Source organism: Castellaniella sp. UC4447_H14 (assembly GCF_052978285.1).
In genome coordinates, this window is sequence record NZ_CM129666.1 from 2392008 (window position 1) to 2408960 (window position 16953).

The 16953-nt window shown below is 64.5% G+C and carries 17 protein-coding genes; 4 read left to right on the plus strand and 13 right to left on the minus strand.

Features of this window, described 5'->3' with window-relative positions; genetic code table 11:
* Positions 1–2 precede the first annotated feature (2 nt).
* Complete coding sequence (locus ACVCMJ_RS11500) at positions 3–1727, plus strand: IlvD/Edd family dehydratase (RefSeq protein WP_447081539.1); 1725 nt, start codon at positions 3–5, stop codon at positions 1725–1727.
* 60 nt (positions 1728–1787) lie between these two features.
* On the opposite strand, the gene ACVCMJ_RS11505 is transcribed toward ACVCMJ_RS11500, so the two are convergent.
* The 7 genes from ACVCMJ_RS11505 to ACVCMJ_RS11535 all read right to left on the minus strand — a co-directional run bounded on the left by ACVCMJ_RS11505 (position 1788) and on the right by ACVCMJ_RS11535 (position 9606).
* Positions 1788–3200 (minus strand): FAD-binding oxidoreductase, encoded by a 1413-nt coding sequence (locus ACVCMJ_RS11505; RefSeq protein WP_447081540.1) that lies wholly within the window; start codon positions 3198–3200, stop codon positions 1788–1790.
* A 66-nt stretch (positions 3201–3266) separates the two neighbouring features.
* Complete coding sequence (locus ACVCMJ_RS11510) at positions 3267–5057, minus strand: IlvD/Edd family dehydratase (RefSeq protein WP_447081541.1); 1791 nt, start codon at positions 5055–5057, stop codon at positions 3267–3269.
* Positions 5058–5224: 167 nt separating this feature from the next.
* On the minus strand, positions 5225–6505 hold the full coding sequence (locus ACVCMJ_RS11515) for an L-fuconate dehydratase (RefSeq protein ID WP_447081542.1): 1281 nt from the start codon (positions 6503–6505) through the stop codon (positions 5225–5227).
* A 132-nt stretch (positions 6506–6637) separates the two neighbouring features.
* The gene (locus ACVCMJ_RS11520; RefSeq protein ID WP_447081543.1) at positions 6638–7459 is read right to left on the minus strand and encodes a transporter substrate-binding domain-containing protein; all 822 of its coding nucleotides are present in this window, start codon (positions 7457–7459) and stop codon (positions 6638–6640) included.
* A 43-nt stretch (positions 7460–7502) separates the two neighbouring features.
* Positions 7503–8237 (minus strand): amino acid ABC transporter ATP-binding protein, encoded by a 735-nt coding sequence (locus tag ACVCMJ_RS11525; RefSeq protein WP_447081544.1) that lies wholly within the window; start codon positions 8235–8237, stop codon positions 7503–7505.
* A 22-nt stretch (positions 8238–8259) separates the two neighbouring features.
* Positions 8260–8913 carry an amino acid ABC transporter permease gene (locus tag ACVCMJ_RS11530; RefSeq protein ID WP_447081545.1) on the minus strand — a complete coding sequence of 218 codons (654 nt, stop codon included), beginning with the start codon at positions 8911–8913 and terminating at the stop codon, positions 8260–8262.
* Positions 8914–8922: 9 nt separating this feature from the next.
* Positions 8923–9606, minus strand: coding sequence for an amino acid ABC transporter permease (locus ACVCMJ_RS11535; RefSeq protein ID WP_447081546.1), 684 nt, complete (start codon positions 9604–9606; stop codon positions 8923–8925).
* A 169-nt stretch (positions 9607–9775) separates the two neighbouring features.
* Between ACVCMJ_RS11535 and ACVCMJ_RS11540 the strand changes: the two genes are divergently transcribed.
* Positions 9776–10540 carry a FadR/GntR family transcriptional regulator gene (locus ACVCMJ_RS11540; protein ID WP_447081547.1) on the plus strand — a complete coding sequence of 255 codons (765 nt, stop codon included), beginning with the start codon at positions 9776–9778 and terminating at the stop codon, positions 10538–10540.
* A 336-nt stretch (positions 10541–10876) separates the two neighbouring features.
* Here ACVCMJ_RS11540 and ACVCMJ_RS11545 read toward each other — a convergent pair whose 3' ends face one another.
* From ACVCMJ_RS11545 to ACVCMJ_RS11570, 6 genes are all read right to left on the minus strand, one after another.
* Complete coding sequence (locus tag ACVCMJ_RS11545; RefSeq protein ID WP_447081548.1) at positions 10877–11101, minus strand: hypothetical protein; 225 nt, start codon at positions 11099–11101, stop codon at positions 10877–10879.
* 190 nt (positions 11102–11291) lie between these two features.
* The gene (locus ACVCMJ_RS11550; RefSeq protein ID WP_447081549.1) at positions 11292–12470 is read right to left on the minus strand and encodes a fumarylacetoacetate hydrolase family protein; all 1179 of its coding nucleotides are present in this window, start codon (positions 12468–12470) and stop codon (positions 11292–11294) included.
* Positions 12471–12476: 6 nt separating this feature from the next.
* Complete coding sequence (locus ACVCMJ_RS11555) at positions 12477–12725, minus strand: biotin/lipoyl-containing protein (protein ID WP_447081550.1); 249 nt, start codon at positions 12723–12725, stop codon at positions 12477–12479.
* Positions 12715–13437, minus strand: coding sequence for a 2-oxo acid dehydrogenase subunit E2 (locus tag ACVCMJ_RS11560; RefSeq protein ID WP_447081551.1), 723 nt, complete (start codon positions 13435–13437; stop codon positions 12715–12717). The genes ACVCMJ_RS11555 and ACVCMJ_RS11560 overlap by 11 nt, the downstream gene beginning before the upstream one ends.
* Before the next feature lie 20 nt (positions 13438–13457).
* A complete protein-coding gene (locus tag ACVCMJ_RS11565) occupies positions 13458–14489 on the minus strand; it encodes an alpha-ketoacid dehydrogenase subunit beta (RefSeq protein WP_447081552.1) in 1032 nt (343 codons plus the stop codon).
* A gap of 27 nt (positions 14490–14516) precedes the next feature.
* A complete protein-coding gene (locus ACVCMJ_RS11570) occupies positions 14517–15458 on the minus strand; it encodes a thiamine pyrophosphate-dependent dehydrogenase E1 component subunit alpha (protein ID WP_447081553.1) in 942 nt (313 codons plus the stop codon).
* 187 nt (positions 15459–15645) lie between these two features.
* Between ACVCMJ_RS11570 and ACVCMJ_RS11575 the strand changes: the two genes are divergently transcribed.
* Together ACVCMJ_RS11575 and ACVCMJ_RS11580 are read left to right on the plus strand one after the other, a co-directional pair.
* Positions 15646–16179, plus strand: coding sequence for a 2,4'-dihydroxyacetophenone dioxygenase family protein (locus tag ACVCMJ_RS11575; RefSeq protein ID WP_447081554.1), 534 nt, complete (start codon positions 15646–15648; stop codon positions 16177–16179).
* Positions 16176–16913, plus strand: a complete 738-nt coding sequence (locus ACVCMJ_RS11580) for an SDR family NAD(P)-dependent oxidoreductase (protein ID WP_447081555.1) — start codon at positions 16176–16178, stop codon at positions 16911–16913. Before ACVCMJ_RS11575 ends, ACVCMJ_RS11580 begins: the two co-directional genes overlap by 4 nt.
* The last annotated feature ends 40 nt before the right edge of the window (positions 16914–16953 follow it).

Below are 16953 nucleotides of genomic sequence, written 5' to 3' on the forward strand. Positions count from 1 at the left end.
CGGTGTCCGAAAACGGTGGCCTCAAGCGGGGTCTGACGAGTTACGGGGACGTCGAGTTCTCGCTGTTTCTGCGCAAGGCCTTCATCAAGGGCGCGGGCTACACCGACGAGGCGCTGGATCGCCCCATCGTCGGCATTACCAATACGGGCAGCGGCTTCAATCCCTGTCATGGCAACATGCCGCAACTGCTCGAAGCCGTGAAGCGGGGCGTGATGCTGGCGGGCGGCCTGCCGTTTGATTTTCCGACGATCTCGATCCACGAGAGCTTTGCCTTCCCCACCAGCATGTACCAGCGCAACCTCATGTCCATGGACACCGAGGAGCAGATTCGCGCGCTGCCCATCGACGCCGTCGTGCTCATCGGCGGCTGCGACAAGACAGTACCGGCCCAGCTCATGGGCGCTGCATCCGCCGGGATGCCCGCCATCCAGCTCGTGACGGGCGCCATGCTCAACGGCTCTCACCACGGGACGCGTATCGGTGCCTGCACGGATTGCCGGCGCTATTGGGGCAGCTATCGTGCCGGCGAGATCGATGACGACGAGATCGCCGCCGTCAATGATCGCCTGGTGGCCAGCGTGGGAACCTGCTGCGTCATGGGCACGGCCAGCACCATGGCCTGCTTGGGCGAGGCGCTGGGCATCATGTTGCCGGGCGGGGCCACGGCACCTGCCGTATCGGCGGACCGTATCCGGGTGGCTGAACAGACCGGCAAGCAGGCGGTCGCCATGATTGCGCAACAACTGGTGCCGGAACGCATCCTGACTGCCGATGCCTTTGAGAATGCCTTGCGCGTACTGCTGGCCATCGGCGGTTCGACCAACGGAATCATTCATCTGACGGCCATTGCGGGGCGCATGGGCATCCGCATCGATCTGGACCAGGTCCACCGGATGAGTCAGGAGACGCCAGTGCTGGTCGACCTGAAGCCCTCCGGCAGCCACTACATGAGCGACCTGCATCATGCGGGCGGGCTGGCGGCGGTGCTGCGCGAATTGCGCCCCTTGCTGCACCTGGACGCGCTGACGGTCACGGGTCGTACCCTGGGCGAGGAGCTGGATGCCGCGCCGCTCGCCTTCCCTCAGGACGTTGTCCGTCCCTTCGACCATCCGGTCTATCCACTGGGGAGCCTTGCCGTGCTGCGGGGCAACCTGGCGCCAGGCGGCGCCATCATCAAACAGTCAGCCGCGTCAGCCGAGCTCATGGAGCATGAGGGGAGGGCGGTGGTCTTCGAGAACGCGCAGGACATGGCCGAGCGGCTGGATGATCCCGAGCTGGATGTCCATGCCGACGACATCCTGGTGCTTCGGCAGATCGGCCCGGTGGGCGCACCGGGCATGCCGGAAGCCGGCTACATTCCGATCCCGCGCAAGCTGGCCCACCAGGGGGTGCGCGACATGGTGCGTATTTCAGATGGCCGCATGAGCGGGACGGCGGCGGGCACCATCGTGTTGCACGTGACGCCTGAATCGGCCTGTGGCGGGCCGCTCGCGCTGGTGCGCACCGGCGACCGCATCCGGCTCAGCGTGCATGACCGCAGCCTGGCGCTGCTGGTCAGCGATGCGGAGCTGGCCTCGCGGGCCTCCGCTCGTGCCGAACCGCCGGCCGACGCGGAGCGCCGCGGGTACCGCAAGCTGTACGTGGAATCCGTGCTGCAGGCCGATCAGGGCTGCGACTTCGGCTTCCTGCAGTCGCCGCAGCGAGACATCAGCGTCCCCCGGGCGTAGCGGGCCGCAGGGCGCGCGCATGGCCCACGGCAATTTTTTCGGCGCCGCGGCCGATACGGATCAGGGTTCCCAGGCGATGATCTTGCCGGGGTTGAAAATGTTGTCCGGATCGTAAGCATGCTTGATCAGGCGCATGAGCGCCAATGCAGCTTCGCCGTGTTCCGCCTTCAGGAACTCCATTTTGTGGATGCCCACGCCGTGCTCGCCCGAGCAGGTTCCGTCCATGGCGATGGCGCGGTGAACCAAACGGTGATTGATCGCCTCGGACTTCTGCCATTCCTCGGGCTTGTCGGGGTCGATCAGCATCTGCACGTGAAAATTGCCATCACCGACATGGCCCACGATGGTGTAGGGGAACGGCATGTCCTCCAGGTCGGCCGCCGTCTGCGTCACGCAGTCGGCCAGCCGTGAAATCGGCACGCAGACGTCGGTGGCCACGCTGCGGCTGCCCGGGCGCAACTGCAGCCCGGCGTAATGAGAGTTGTGCCGCGCATGCCACAGGCGCGTGCGGTCTTCCGGGCGCTCCGCCCACTGGAAATCCGTGCCGCCCTGTCCGTGCGCGATGTCCTGTACGGCCTTGATCTGTTCCTGGACGCCGGCCTTGCTGCCATGGAATTCGAAGAGCAGCAGCGGCGTTTCCTTCAAGCCGAGCTTGCTGTGCCGATTGACGGCGTTGACCGCATGCTGATCCATGAATTCGACGCGGGCGATGGGAATGCCATACTGCATGATCTCCACCACGGATTGCACGGCCGAGGCCAGCGCGGGGAAATTGCAGACAGCCGCCGATATGGTCTCGGGGCGCGGATAGAGGCGTACAGTGATCTCCACGATAATGCCCAGCGTGCCCTCGCTGCCGACGTAGAGGTGCGTCAGATCGTAGCCGGATGACGACTTGCGGGCCCGGCTGGCGGTGCGCACCACCTCGCCCTTCGCGGTCACGACCTTCAGCGACACCACGTTTTCGCGCATGGTGCCGTAGCGCACGGCATTGGTGCCGGAAGCGCGCGTGGCGGTCATGCCCCCGATGGAAGCGTGGGCGCCCGGATCGACCGGGAAGAACAGGCCCGTGTCGCGGATCTCCTCATTCAATTGGGTGCGGATGACGCCCGGCTGGACCGTGGCGGTGAAGTCTTCCGCGTTGACCGCGAGCACCCGGTTCATTTCCGCGAAGTCCAGCGTGATGCCGCCCTGAATGGGAAGCACGTGCCCTTCGAGCGACGAGCCGATCCCGAAAGGGATGACGGGGACCTTGTACTGCTGGCACAGCCCGACGATGCGCACGACCTCGTCCACGTCGCGGGGGAAGATCACTGCGTCGGGGAGGCAGACAGGATAAGGGGACTCGTCCGTTCCATGATGCGTCCGGACGGCTTCGGAGGTGATGAAGCGGTCGCCCAGCAGCGACCGGAATTCGCTCGCGCAGGCGGCCGGGATGGCGCGGTGCAGTGTCTGAAGGGTCAGCGTGTCCATGATCGGGCGCCGGACGCGGGCTGCCACGGCGCGACGGATGCCGCCGGCCGTGGCAGCGCGTGCCGTTCAGTGGCTGTCGCGGGCTTCCCCGCGGGTTTCGATGATGTTCAGGTACAGCGTGGCCGGCTCCATGCAGGCGCCCGTGCCGTGCTGGCCAATGGTATTGCGGTAGATTTCCTCCCAGGGCGTCTGGTTCACCAGCTTCGGCGGCTGCCAGGCGGCGCGCCGCTGGGCCAGTTCCTCGTCGGAGATCAGCACGTCCACGCGGCAGGTGTTCAGGTCAAGCCGGATGACGTCGCCATCCTTGAGCAGTGCCAGTCCTCCGCCGATGGCGGATTCGGGCGTCACATTCAGGATGGAAGGGCTGGCCGAAGTCCCGCTCTGGCGGCCGTCGCCCATGGTGGGGAGGGTGTCGATTCCCCGGGCGAGCAGCGCGGCGGGCGGCTGCATGTTGACGACTTCCGGACCGCCCGGATAGCCCACCGGCCCCACGTTGCGAATGACCAGGATGGTCTTGTCGTCGATGCCCAGCGCTGGGTCGTCGATGCGCGCGTGGTAATCCTCCGGACCCTCGAAGATCACGGCCTTCAGGTCCACGCGGTCGGGATGGGCGGGGTCCGAGAGGAAGCGCTCGCGGAACTTCACGTCGATGACGCTCGTCTTGATGACGGCGTTGTCGAACAGGTTGCCGGTGAGCACCACATAGCCTGCGTTGGGCTTGAGCGGCTTGTCGTAGGCGCGGATCACCTCGCGGTCGGGTTCCGGGACGGCCTTCAGGTTCTCGCCCAGCGTCTTGCCGGTTACCGTCATGACGTCCGTGTGCAATTTGTTCGCCTGCATCAGCTCGCGCAGGACGCCCGGCACGCCGCCCGCGCGGTGGAATTTCTCGCCCAGGAAGCGCCCGGCCGGCTGGCAATCGACCAGCAGCGGGATCTTGGGCCCCAGGCGCTGCCAGTCCTGAAGATCGTGGTCCACGCCCATGTGGCGTGCGATGGCGATCATGTGAATGGGGCAGTTCGACGAGGCGCCCAGCGCGGCCGCGGCCACCACGGCGTTTTCGAAGGCCTGCTTGGTCATGATGTCCGACGGGCGCAGATTTTCATGTACCAGCCCGACGATCCGCCGGCCGGTTTCGTAGGCCATCTGGCCGCGCTCCCGGTAAGGCGCCGGAATGGCGGCGCAGCCGGGCAGCGACATGCCCAGCGTTTCCGCCAGCGAATTCATCGACAGCGCCGTGCCCATGGTGTTGCAGTGGCCGATGGAGGGAGCGGCCGATGCCGCGATGTCCATGAAGTCGTTGTAGTTGATTTCGCCCACGGACAATTTCCGGCGAGCTTCCCAGATCACCGTGCCCGATCCGGCCAGTTCGCCGTGCCACCAGCCGTCCAGCATGGGACCGCCCGATAGCACGATGGCGGGGATGTTGACGGTGGCGGCCGCCATCAGACAGGCGGGTGTCGTCTTGTCGCAGCCGGTCGTCAGCACCACGCCGTCCAGCGGGTAGCTGTGCAGCACTTCCACCAGCCCGAGGTAGGCGAGGTTGCGCTCCATGGCGGCGGTAGGCCGTACGCCGGTCTCCTGAAGGGGGTAGACCGGGAACTCCATGGGGATGCCGCCGGCATCCCGGATGCCGTCCCGGGTGCGCTTGGCCAGGTCGATGTGGTGGCGGTTGCAGGGGCACAAGTCGGATCCGGTCTGTGCAATGCCAATGATGGGTTTGCCGGATTGCAGTTCGTCACGCGTAAGCCCGTAGTTCAGGTAGCGTTCGACGTACAGCGCCGTCATTCCCGGATTTTCGGAACTGTCGAACCACCGGCGGCTGCGCAATTTTTTCGACGGCTTCTCTGATGATGACATAAACCTGTCCCTGCCTCACTGTTGATTGAACCTCGGGCCGCCTATCCGGCGGCGTCCATGACGCTACCCACAGTATCCGGTCTTATCTTAGTCCTCAATTCCTCCGAAACAAGGCTTCTCCACCGGCGTGGCTGCACGGGCCACCGCCATCGAAAATCGCCGTGCCTTTACCCGTGAAATGCGTATTGCGCGAGCGACTCGCGCTTCATTTCGATCGAGTAGCCGGGGTGGGTGGGCGCCATGTACGCCGCATTGCGAATCTCGCAGGGATGGACGAAGTGCTCGTGCAGGTGGTCCACGTACTCGATCACCCGGCCTTCCTTGGTGCCCGAGAAGCACAGGTAATCAATCATCGACAGATGCTGCACGTATTCGCACAGGCCCACGCCGCCCGCGTGCGGGCACACCTTCAGGCCGTATTTTGCGGCCATGAGCATGACGGCGAGGACTTCGTTGACGCCGCCCAGCCGGCAGGCGTCGATCTGGACGACGTCGATGGCCGATTCCATGATCAGTTGCTTGAACAGGATGCGGTTCTGGCACATTTCGCCTGTGGCGACCTGCATGTGGCCCTGCATGGCCTGGCGGATGCGGCGGTGGCCGGCGATGTCGTCCGGGCTCGTCGGTTCCTCGATGAACCAGGGCCGCGCAAAGGCGAGTTGTTCCAGCCATGGGATCGCCTGGTCGACGTCCCAGACCTGGTTGGCGTCTATCATCAGATGCCGGTCGGGGCCCAGCACCTCGCGGGCGATGCGCAGGCGGCGGATGTCGTCCTGGAGGTCCCGTCCGACCTTCAGTTTGATGTACGAAAAGCCGGCATCCACGGCTTCGGTCGCGAGCCGGCGCAGCTTCTCGTCGCTGTAGCCCAGCCAGCCGGCCGACGTGGTGTAGCACGGGTAGCCGTTTTGCTCCAGCTCCCGCAGGCGGCCCGCCTTGCCTTGCGCGCGCTCGGTCAGCAGCGCCAGGGCTTCCGCCGGGGTGATGCAATCGGTGATGTAGCGAAAATCGATCAGGCGGACGATCTGTTCGGGCGTCATGTCGGCCACCAGCCGCCAGACCGGTTTACCCTCTGATTTGGCCCACAGATCCCAGACCGCGTTGACCAGGGCAGCGGTGCCCATGTGAGTGGCGCCCTTGTCCGGACCGATCCAGCGCAGCTGGCTGTCAGACGTCATGTGGCGCCAGAAGCGGCCCATGTCCTCGGTGATCCAGTCCAGGTCCATGCCGATCAGCAGATGCTTGAGCGCATTGATGGCGGCGCAGCAGATCTCTGTCCCGCGCCCGATGGTGAAGGTCAGGCCATGGCCTTCCAGCCCGGGGACGTCCGTGTGCAGGATCGCATACGCAGCGGAATAGTCGGGGTCCGGATTCATCGCGTCCGAGCCGTCCAGGTTCTTCGAGGTCGGAAAGCGCACATCCAGCACTTCGACGGATTGAATGATGGTCATGGTCAGGTCTGTCCTGTGAAATCGAAAATGCGGGGGGATGCTCGTTTGGGGCGTCCCGGGCGCCCATCCGGCCGGCCCGGGTTCACCAGCCGGCCGAACGGGCAGTCCCGCTGCGGGCTTTGCCCGATGGGATTACTTGCCTTCCTTCAGCACGTCTTGCGGCAGGTCGGCGCCGTGATACTTCTTGTAGATGGTGTTGAGCTCGCCGTTCTTCAGATCCTTGCGAATCATCTCGTTCAGCTTGTCGAGCAGCGCGGGGTTGTTCTTTGCGACGCCCAGGCCCAGCATGGAGGTGGCCATCACGACTTTCGTCACCAGAGGCGGCTTGCCGTTCTTCTTCAGCTCCTTGTTCAGCGACGCGATGATGGCCGGCGCACCGGAATAGATGTCCGCGCGCCCGCTGGTCACGGCGGTCATGGCCGTCGCGTCGTTTTCAAAGCGCACGATGTCGGTGCCCGCCGGCGCCAGCTTGGTGACATTCATGTCGTTGGTGGTGCCGCGCGCGGTGACCACCGTCTTGCCCGCGAGGTCGGAGAGCGACTTGATGTCCGCACTGGCCGGCGCGGCAATCACCGACTGGATGGCCGCGTACGGGATGGTGAAGTCCACGACCTTCTGGCGTTCGGGCGTGATGGTCAGGCTGGAGATCACCACGTCCGCCTTGTTGGTGAGCAGGAACGGAATCCGGTTGGCTTGTGTCGTGGGGACGATGTCGAGCTTCACGCCCAGTTCTTTTGCGAACAGGCGCGCGGTTTCCACGTCCGAGCCGACTTCCTTCAGGTCGGCGTCTTTCATGCCGTAGGGCGGCGCGTTCAGGTCGATGGCGACGCGCAGCGTCTTCTGCTGCTGGACCTGCGCCAGTGTGTTCGCCTGCGCGGGAACCGACGCCGTGAACAGCGCGGTGGCTGCGAGGGTCAGCGCGACGGCGCTGCGGTTCAACGGAAAGAAATTCATGGGGTGTCTCCTTGAATGGGCCGGGCCCGACCGGGCCCGTCGGTTAAAGTCCGTTGCTGACGAACTGCTGCAGTTCCGGAGTTTTGGGATTGCGCAGAATATCTGCCGTGCCTTGTTCGTGGATCTTGCCCTCGAACATGAAGATGATCCGGTGTGCCAGCTTCATGGCAAAGGCCATTTCGTGCGTCACCAGCACCATCGTCATGCCGCCGGCCGCGAGCTTTTCGATGACGCGCAGCACCTCGCCCGTCAGTTGCGGATCCAGGGCGGAGGTGACTTCGTCGAACAGCATGAGCTTGGGGTCCATCGCCAGGGACCGCGCGATGGCCACGCGCTGCTGCTGGCCGCCCGAAAGTTGTTCCGGGTAGAAGGCCAGCTTGTCCGCAAGCCCCACCTGGGTGAGCACGTCCAACGCGATCTGGCGCGCCTGCTGTTTGGGCATCTTGCGCACCGAACGGGGCGCAAGGGTGATGTTCTGCTCGACCGTCAGGTGTGGGAACAGGTTGTAGCTCTGGAAGACGATGCCCACATCCAGGCGCAGGCTCTTCAGGTCGCTGCTGGAGATGCCCGCGCCAAAGGTGTGGCCGCAGACGGAGATCTCGCCTTCGTTGATGATTTCCAGGTGGTCCATGCAGCGCAGCGCCGTGCTTTTGCCGGACCCGCTCTGGCCGATGATGGCGACGATTTCGCCCTTTTTGACGCTGAGGTCCACGCCCTTCAGGACGTGGTTGTCTCCGAACCATTTATGGACGTTCTTGAGGCGGACGATTTCTGTCATGGAGAGCTCCGGGAGTCGTCGTTCAGCCCTGGTCGCGGGCGACCGTCAGCTTGCGCTCCAGCTTCAGGCTGACCCAGGAAAGCGGATAGCAGATGACGAAGTACAGGGCGGCGGCAACGCCGAAATACAGGAAAGGCTTGAAGGTGGAGTTGTTCAGGATCTTGGCGTTGTAGGAGAGTTCGGCGAAACCGATCACCAGGGAAGCAAACGACGTGTTCTTCACGATCTGGACCATGAATCCGACCGTTGGGGGGGTGGCGATGCGCAAGGCCTGTGGCAGGATGACCTTGAACATGCGCTGGATGCGGTTCAGTCCCAGGCATTCGGCCGCTTCCCACTGGTTCTTCGGAACGGATTCGATGCAGCCGCGCCAGATCTCGCCCAGGAAGGCCGCCGCGTGGACGGTGAGCGCCAGGACCGCCGCGAACATGGGCGACGTCTCCGTGAAGCCCAGGATCGAGGGGCCGTAGAAGCACACGCCCATGATGACCAGCAGCGGCGTGCCCTGGATGAGGTTGATGTAGCCGAACGCACAACCGCGCAGCGTCTGGCTGGCGGAGACGCGCATGAGCGCGATGGCCAGTCCCAGCGCGGCCGAGAAGACGAAGGTCAGGACGGACAGCTCGACGGTGCCCCATGCGCCCTGAAGAAGATAGAGGATCTGATCGTTGTTCATGGCGCGTCCTCAGAGCAGTGTGCCCAGCTTGCGTTTGCGCACGAACAGGATGCGGCTGGCCAGCGCGAACATCGCGCGCACCAGGGCCGACATGATGAGATACATCACCCACAGCACGATGAAGACTTCGAAATTGCGGAAAGTCATGGCCTGGATGTTGCCGGAAATGCCGAACAGGTCTTCGGTGCCGACCGCCGACAACAGGCTGGTGACCAGCATGAGCAGCACGAACTGGCTGGTCAGCGCCGGGTAGACGCGCTCCAGGGCCGGCGACAGGATGACGTGCCAGTAGACCTGAAGGGGCGACAGGCCCAGGCATTCGCCGGCCTCGCGCTGACTCCGCGGAACGGATTCGATCCCCGCGCGCACGATTTCGCAGGTGTAGGCGGTGATGTTGATCACCAGCGCAAGAATGGCCCCCGCCATGATGGACATCTTGAGCCCCACGCTGGCCAGGCCGAAAATCAGGAAGTAGCTCTGGATGATGAGCGGGGTATTGCGGATGATCTCCACGTAGCCGCCCACGACTCGCCGGACGACGGGCGTGCCTGAGCTGCGGGCGATGGCGCAGACGACGCCCATGGCAAAGCCCGCCACCGTGGACCAGAACGACATGATCAGCGTCGTTTCCGCGCCCTGCAGCAGCAGGGGCCAATACTGCAGGACCGCGCTGAAATCGAATTGGTACGTCATGGTTGAAAACCTGTCTGCCACCGGAAGGCGGGCATGGAACCGTCTGTGCCTGCTAGTCTAAATTGGTTGACCGGTAAAACCAGTTATGGATTTCCCTAGTTTTTATCAAACTGGTTTGACCAGATAAAATGGGCCCCGACTCAGTGCCACAAATCGAGGGGTGGCTTGCATGCCAAAAACAGTCACCGCCGTGCCGGTTCTCGACCGCGCCCGCAGCTACATGCATATCGCGGATACGCTTCGGCGCGCGATTCATCGGATGAACGTGCCCCAGGGGGCGCGCTTGCCTTCTGAGCGCGATCTGGCCCGGCAATTGCAGATTTCCCGGCCCAGCCTGCGCGAGGCCTTGATCGTTCTGGAGCTCCAGGGTGAGATCGAGATCCGTGTCGGCTCGGGTATTTATCTGACGCGCGATGCCTTGCAGCTCGAGCCTGCCGCCGGGGATTCCGCAGCGGGCGACGTGGCGTCGGAGGCCTCCCTCATGGGCTACAGTCCCCGGGAGGTGAACCAGACCCGCTTTTTTCTGGAGAGCAGCGTGGCGGCGCACGCGGCGCGTTTCATTTCGCGCAAACAGATCCAGGCGCTGTCCGCCAGCATGGACGCCATGCGCGACGCGCTGGACATGCGCGAGCATGCGGGCGACAAGCCGCTGGCGGACGCCGACCGCCAGTTTCATACCACGCTGGCGTCGACCACCGGCAACCGGCTTCTGCTCCAGACCGTCGAAGAGCTCTTTGATCAGCGCTACACGCCGATTGGCGGCTCCATGCACCGATTGTTCGACAATCAGGCAGTGTGGCAGAGCGCTGTGGATGAACACCAGGCCATCTACGAGGCGGTGGCCGATCACGATGCCTTGCAGGCTCAGGCGGCGATGCAGCGCCATCTGACGCGCGCGCATGCCCGTCTGATGACTGTGATCGGGCCCCGCTGACCGGCGCCAATTTGACTTCCGTCAATTTCCGACAGTCTCTGGCGCCGAAGGGCCGACGAGACGGAGTAGGCTGAAAGCAGCTGCCGCAGAGCCATTCGTCCATTCTCGCGAATGCTGACAGTCCTGATTCCTGTAGGGAGCAATGCTCATGACTCAGAAGGATTCGACGCCCGGACAAGCCAATGACGGTCCGCGGACAACCCCCGAAACGATTTGCCCGCGATGCGGCGAACCGCTTTATCGATGCGGATGCACCGATCGCTGGGAAAATGAGGGCGGATCCCCCCATACGACGCCCCCGGGACACAACGTGGATCCGGCGGCGAACCGACGAAGTCAGCCCCGCCGCGGAGCTTCCGGCATCGACACTTTTCTCTTCAGGAAGCGGGCATGCAGGAACACCGGCAGCGTCACGGGCCACAGAAATATGGTCAGCAGGTCGAGCACCGGATCACCCCAGAATACGGATGCCCAGTGGCTTTCGATGTCCTCGAAGAAAGCAACGTAGACGAGCACCAACACGCACCCGGTGATAACCCAGGCCAACAGGATTGCAGACATCGCGTTCTCCTTCGTCATCCAGCCATACATCTCGACTATAGGACTCGTGACGAAACAGGACCGCCCGCACGCCCGGGTCATTGACGCCGGAACGTGAGGATTATCAAGGGGAACGGGCGATTCGGGAATTGGCCCGCGTCGTCTCGTCGGAAGATGACGCGGAGGAGGCGCGGTTCTCGGGCAGCGGCTCCTAGCGGGGGCTGAGATTCCCCAACAGGCCACGCTTGGCCAGGTTTGCCATGAGCCACGTGATGCCCTGGGTCCACTCGGGGGCGTCTTCGCTGTGGGTGACGCGATTGACGAGGGACCCCAGCCGGGCCGAGCGGATATGCACCACGTCGCCCAGTTTGTGGGTGAAGCCCTGGCCCGGGGCGTCACGGTCCTCGGTGGGCGCGAACAGCGTGCCGGTGAACAGCATGAAGCCGTCGGGATATTGGTGGTGCCGGCCGCAGGTCTGCGCGGCCAGGTCCGTCAGGTCGCGGCTGATCTGGCTGGTGGAGCTGTGGCCCGCGAGCGTGAATCCGTCGTCACCGCTGACGTTCAGTTCGAGTTCGAGATGCCGCGCGTCGTCCAGCGTGAAGCGCTCGTCGAACAACCGGATGAAGGGACCGATGGCGCAGGAGGCGTTGTTGTCCTTCGCCTTGCCCAGCAGCAGCGCGCTTCGGCCCTCGATGTCGCGCAGGTTCACGTCATTGCCCAGCGTCGCCCCGCGGATCTGGCCGTGCGAATTCACCGCGAGCACCAGTTCGGGCTCAGGGTTGTTCCATTTCGAGGCCGCCAGAATGCCGATCGCTTCACCGCTTCCGACGGACGACAGCACGGGCGCCTTGGTGAAGACCTCGGCATCCGGGCCGATACCGACTTCCAGATACTGGGACCACAGCCCTTCTTTGACAAGGTACTGACGGACCCGCGCGGCATCTTCGGAGCCCGGGCGAAGGCTGGAGACGGCCGAGCCGATCACCTTGACGATCTCGTCGCGGATCTGCGTGGCGCGTGTCGGGTCGCCGCCGGCTTTTTCTTCGATGACGCGTTCCAGCATGCTGCCGGCAAAGGTCACGCCGCAAGCCTTGATGACCTGCAGGTCGCAGGGGGCGACAAAGCGGGCGGCGTGGCGGTCGTTGTCGAGCGTGCTGCGCATCACGGCGTCCAGAGACCATCGCGCAGTGGCCGGCGTTCCGGCCACGATCGCGGTCAGCTCGTTCTGTTCGAGCAGTTGCGATACGGTCGGAAAGCGCGGCGTCAGGTCATGCAGCGTGTGGCCCTTGATGGCCACGATGCTGGGGCCTTCGTCGCGCGGGTCGTGAATGCGGCCGATGAGCAGGGCCTGCTCATGGTCTTCAGGGAGCAGAGAGAGATGGGTTTGCATGGCGGGTCAGTGGGCTTGTTCGATGATGGCAATAGGTTGATGGACGCTGACAGTATCGTCCACTTCCACCAGAAGCGTCTTGACGGTACCGGCGTGCGGCGATTCGACCTCCAGGTTGACCTTGTCGGTCATGACCTCGGCGATGACTTCGCCCTGCTGGATCGTATCGCCGACGGCCTTGCGCCAGGCGACCAGGGTGCCGGACCGGAAATCGTTGGCCAGTTCCGGCAGAGTGACGGTGTGTTCATGGCTCATGCGGGTTCTCCGTGGAAGCGTGGATCATGAGGTCTGCGAGGTCTTCGAGAAAGCGCCCGGCGGGAACGCCGTTGATGACGCGGTGGTCGTAGGTGAAGGAGAGTGGAACGACGGTTTCCACGTGCCAGCCCTGCGGGCTGTCGTCTGCCACCACCCCCGGCCGTGCGCGGCCCATCCCAAGTACGCCCGATTGCCCGGGCGGGATGATGGGCGTGGCCCAGACCGTGTGCCTGAGGCTGCCATAGTTGCTGAGCGTGAAGGTGCCGCCGCGGACGTGTTCCAGCTCGAGCTTGCCGTCGCGCGCCAGGCCGATCAGCGCGTCGGTCTCCGTTGCGATGTCCGCCACGCTCTTGCCGCTGGCGTCGCGGATGACCACGGCCTGCAGGTCGCCGTTCGGCATGGAGATGGCCAGCGCCACGTTGATCGGACTGTATTCGTAGACGACGCCCTCATGCAGCGTGCTGTTCAGCAGCCGGTGACGATCCAGGCAGTGGGCCGTCAGATGAATCATGTGGTGGGTGAGGCTGGTTTCGATCCCGCGGGCGCGCCAGGCGTCCTGAGCTTCCAGCAGTCCGCGCATGGGGACCTCGGCCATGGCGGTGACGCTGGCGGTCTCGTGCCGGCTGGCCGTTAGGCGCTCGGCCACGAACTTCTGCATGCCCGACAGCTTGTATTGGCGCGCGACGGGCACGTGGTTGAAGGTGCTTTCCATGCGTTGGGATCCGTGGCAGGTCACGATCGGGGCGCAATCCCTGCGGTTTGCAGGAGGGCCGTGTGGATCTCCTGCAGGGCCGGCAGGGCGAGCTTGCGCAACGGTCCGGTGGGAATGGGGACGGGTCTGGCTCCGACGCGGCCAACTCGGACCGTGCGGCCTTCCGCACCCAGCACTTCTGTGACGCGCGCAATGACTTCGGCGCCGTGTCCGAAGGCCTTCCAGGCTTCGTGGACGGTCAGCAGCCGGCCGGTCTTGCGCACCGAAGCCATGACCATGGTTTCGTCCCAGGGCGCGAGCGACCGAAGGTCGATGACCTCCGCGTCCACCCCGTCCAGGGCTGCCTGTTCGGCGGCTCGCAGGACGTGCGGAAGTTCCGACCCGTAGGCCACGATGGTGAGGTCTTTTCCGGCGCGGGCGATCCGGGCGCTTCCCAAGGTGGCGTCCGCGGCGTCCAGGTCCACGACCTCGCGGCGTCCGTGCGACAGCGACATGGGCTCGACGAACAGTACCGGGGCCGGATCGCGGATGGCGGCCCGCATGAGCTGGTAGGCGTCCGGCGGCGTGGCCGGCATCACGACTTTCAGTCCGGGGACGTGGCAGAACCAGACCGAATAATCCTGTGGATGGCCGCCGTACGGGCCGTCGCCGGCGCGGGTACGGATGACCACTTGCGGCGATAGGGCGCCTGCCGTCATGTAATGCAGGTTGGGCGCCTGATTGATGAGCTGGTTCATGGCAGCCGGCAGGAATTCCCCGAAGCTCAGCTCCACGATGGGTTTGCAGCCGAAGCACGACGCGCCCAGTCCGACGCCGGCCATGGAGGATTCGCTGATGGGGGTCTCCATGACCCGCTGCGGCCCGAATTCTTCATACAGCCCCTGTGTGCCTTGCATCACGCCGCCGAAGGGCCCGACGTCCTGACCGAGATAGAGGACGGTGTCGTCCGCGCGCATTTCATGCCGGATGGCCTCGATCACGGCCTGCGCGAAGGTGAGTCTGGGCTGGCGGACGGCGGTGCCGGTGTCGGCTTGAGTCTTGACCTGGTTCATGATGGTCTCGAATAGGGGGTGGCTGCGTCAGACCGAATTGGCCGGGGCGAGAACCTCGTCCAGCCCGAACTCGGGCTCGCCGGCGTTCGGCTGGCTCAGTGCATATTCGATGGCGGCGTCGACTTGTGCCACGAGGGTGTCCCGCATTCGCTCCAGGTCGGCCGCGTTCGCCAGGCGGCGGTCCAGCAGCCGCTGGCGCATGAGGTCCAACGGGTCGCACGGGTGATCCGGGACGTCGGCAGCCGTGCGATACGGCGTCTTGTCGTTGGCCCAGTGGCCGCCCTTGCGCCACGTGCGGGCCTCGATCAGCGTGGGGCCGTCTCCGGCCGCTGCCCGTTCCATAGCCTGTGTGACTGCGCCGTGCACGGCTTCCACGTCGTTGCCGTCCAGCGCGACACCCGGGATGCCATAGCCTTTTGCGCGCTCGACGATGGGGGCGGGGAGGTAGCTGCGCGACGGCTGGGAGATCGCCCAGCCGTTGTTCTGGCAGACGTAGACGATGGGGAGCTTCCAGAGCGCCGCCAAGTTGACGTTCTCGTGGAAGTCGCCCCGGTTGGACGTCCCGTCGCCGAATGAGCAGACGCAGACGCGACCTCGTCCACCGCGTCGCAATGCGAGCGCCGCGCCGGTTGCGATGCCCAGCGACGTGCCCAAGTCGCCAGCGACCCAGGGGACGAACCCCAATGCCGCCGGTCCCATGAAGGGGACCGAGCGGCCCTTGCTGTAGCCGCCGGCTTTGCCGAATGCCTGGCAGGCGAGACGCTTCATGTCGGCGCCGCGCATCAGGTAGGTCACGAAGGGGCCCCGGTAGTGCGGGGCGGCGATGTCGCCCTCCCGGATGCCGGCGAAGCTGCCCACGATCGTCGCCTCTTCTCCTTCCGTCGAAAACCAGCGTGGGTTCCTGCTGCTTAGCGCCGATTCGAACTGGCGGCTGGTCAACATCCATCGATACAGGTCGATTGCGTTCACCGGTCTCTGCTCCTCTGGTGATGATTCGTCCGGCTTCGTATGGCCGGATGGTCATTCTGGTCTTGTCGCGGCGGGCCCGAGCGGCCTGCCTGATTCTTTCTGCGTGAAATCCCTAGTAGCTGAAAGGTCTTGTCCTTTTTAACATTTTCTACATAGTAGATCATGTGTTCACATTGTGGAGCATCCGATGGACCAGAAATCGTCTGCCGACCCCGGTTCGAAGACCTTGCCGTTCCAGGGAGTCAACCCACGCGAGGCGCTGTCGGACATTGTGGTGGGCAACGCCATCCCGACGGATGAGCGGATCTGGGTGCCGCAGGCCGAGAACGTCTGGTTTCGGCCGCTATGCCTCAATGCCGGACAGGGCTACTGGACCAACCTGCTGCGCGTGCGGCGCTCGGGCGTGCTGGCCTGTCATCGGCACCCCCAACCCGTGCACGGGTTCGTGCTGAAGGGCCGCTGGCGCTATCTCGAACATGACTGGGAGGCCACCGAAGGCAGCTATGTGTTCGAACCGCCTGGCGAGACACACACGCTGTACGTGCCGCCGGACGTCGAGGAAATGATCACGTTCTTCCAGGTCAACGGCGTCATGTACTACACCGATCCCTACGGCAAGAACATCGGCTACGAGGACGTCTTCACCAAGATCGCCATGTGTCGGGCGCATTACACCCAAGTCGGTCTGGGCGAGGCTTACGTGGACCAGTTCATCCGATGAATGGGGCGCATCGAACGGCCCGCTATGACTTTTCCGACTCGGTGGCGGTGGTCACGGGCGGCAGCGCGGGCATCGGTGCGGCGATTCGTGAGCGTCTGCAGCAGGCCGGTGCCACCGTCTGCACCTGGGACCTGGCGGCGGATGCGGCCGACGCCGATGCAGCGCCGGTCGACGTCTCCGACCTGCCGTCCGTGATGCGGGCGGCCCAGGAGGTCCGGGAACACCATGGCCGGCTGGATTTCCTGATCAACAATGCGGGGTTTTCCGGCCCCACGGTTCCGCTCGAATCCTTCGATCCCACCGTGTGGGCCAGGATCATTTCAGTCAATCTGCTGGGCGTGTTCAATGTGTGCCACGCCGTGCTCCCGCTCATGCGGGACACGGGGCGGGGTCGGGTCGTCAATATCGCATCGCTGGCGGGCAAGGAAGGCACTCCCAACTCGTCGGCCTACAGCGCCTCCAAGGCCGGGGTCATCGCGCTGACCAAATCTCTGGGCAAGGAGCTCGCCGGTTCGGGCATTCTGGTCAACGCCATTGCGCCGGCCGCGGTGCGGACGTCGCTGCTCGAGCAGATGACGCCCGAGCATGTACAAGCCATGGTGGCCAAAAGCCCCATGAAGCGGCTGGGCGAACCTGAGGAGGTGGCCGAACTGGTCGCGTGGTTGTGCTCGGATTCCTGCACGTTCAGTACCGGTGCAGTCTTTGATCTGTCGGGCGGGCGCGCGACCTACTGATGAACGCGCCTGTTTGGCAGTCTGCAGTGTCTTCAACTCA

Coding starts and splice junctions, on each gene's coding strand:
- ACVCMJ_RS11505 (WP_447081540.1), bottom strand. CDS start 3,200: ATGGACACGCTGACCCTTCAGACACTGCACCGCGCCATCCCGGCCGCC.
- ACVCMJ_RS11510 (WP_447081541.1), bottom strand. CDS start 5,057: ATGTCATCATCAGAGAAGCCGTCGAAAAAATTGCGCAGCCGCCGGTGG.
- ACVCMJ_RS11515 (WP_447081542.1), bottom strand. CDS start 6,505: ATGACCATCATTCAATCCGTCGAAGTGCTGGATGTGCGCTTTCCGACC.
- ACVCMJ_RS11520 (WP_447081543.1), bottom strand. CDS start 7,459: ATGAATTTCTTTCCGTTGAACCGCAGCGCCGTCGCGCTGACCCTCGCA.
- ACVCMJ_RS11525 (WP_447081544.1), bottom strand. CDS start 8,237: ATGACAGAAATCGTCCGCCTCAAGAACGTCCATAAATGGTTCGGAGAC.
- ACVCMJ_RS11530 (WP_447081545.1), bottom strand. CDS start 8,913: ATGAACAACGATCAGATCCTCTATCTTCTTCAGGGCGCATGGGGCACC.
- ACVCMJ_RS11535 (WP_447081546.1), bottom strand. CDS start 9,606: ATGACGTACCAATTCGATTTCAGCGCGGTCCTGCAGTATTGGCCCCTG.
- ACVCMJ_RS11540 (WP_447081547.1), top strand. CDS start 9,776: ATGCCAAAAACAGTCACCGCCGTGCCGGTTCTCGACCGCGCCCGCAGC.
- ACVCMJ_RS11545 (WP_447081548.1), bottom strand. CDS start 11,101: ATGTCTGCAATCCTGTTGGCCTGGGTTATCACCGGGTGCGTGTTGGTG.
- ACVCMJ_RS11550 (WP_447081549.1), bottom strand. CDS start 12,470: ATGCAAACCCATCTCTCTCTGCTCCCTGAAGACCATGAGCAGGCCCTG.
- ACVCMJ_RS11555 (WP_447081550.1), bottom strand. CDS start 12,725: ATGAGCCATGAACACACCGTCACTCTGCCGGAACTGGCCAACGATTTC.
- ACVCMJ_RS11560 (WP_447081551.1), bottom strand. CDS start 13,437: ATGGAAAGCACCTTCAACCACGTGCCCGTCGCGCGCCAATACAAGCTG.
- ACVCMJ_RS11565 (WP_447081552.1), bottom strand. CDS start 14,489: ATGAACCAGGTCAAGACTCAAGCCGACACCGGCACCGCCGTCCGCCAG.
- ACVCMJ_RS11575 (WP_447081554.1), top strand. CDS start 15,646: ATGGACCAGAAATCGTCTGCCGACCCCGGTTCGAAGACCTTGCCGTTC.
- ACVCMJ_RS11580 (WP_447081555.1), top strand. CDS start 16,176: ATGAATGGGGCGCATCGAACGGCCCGCTATGACTTTTCCGACTCGGTG.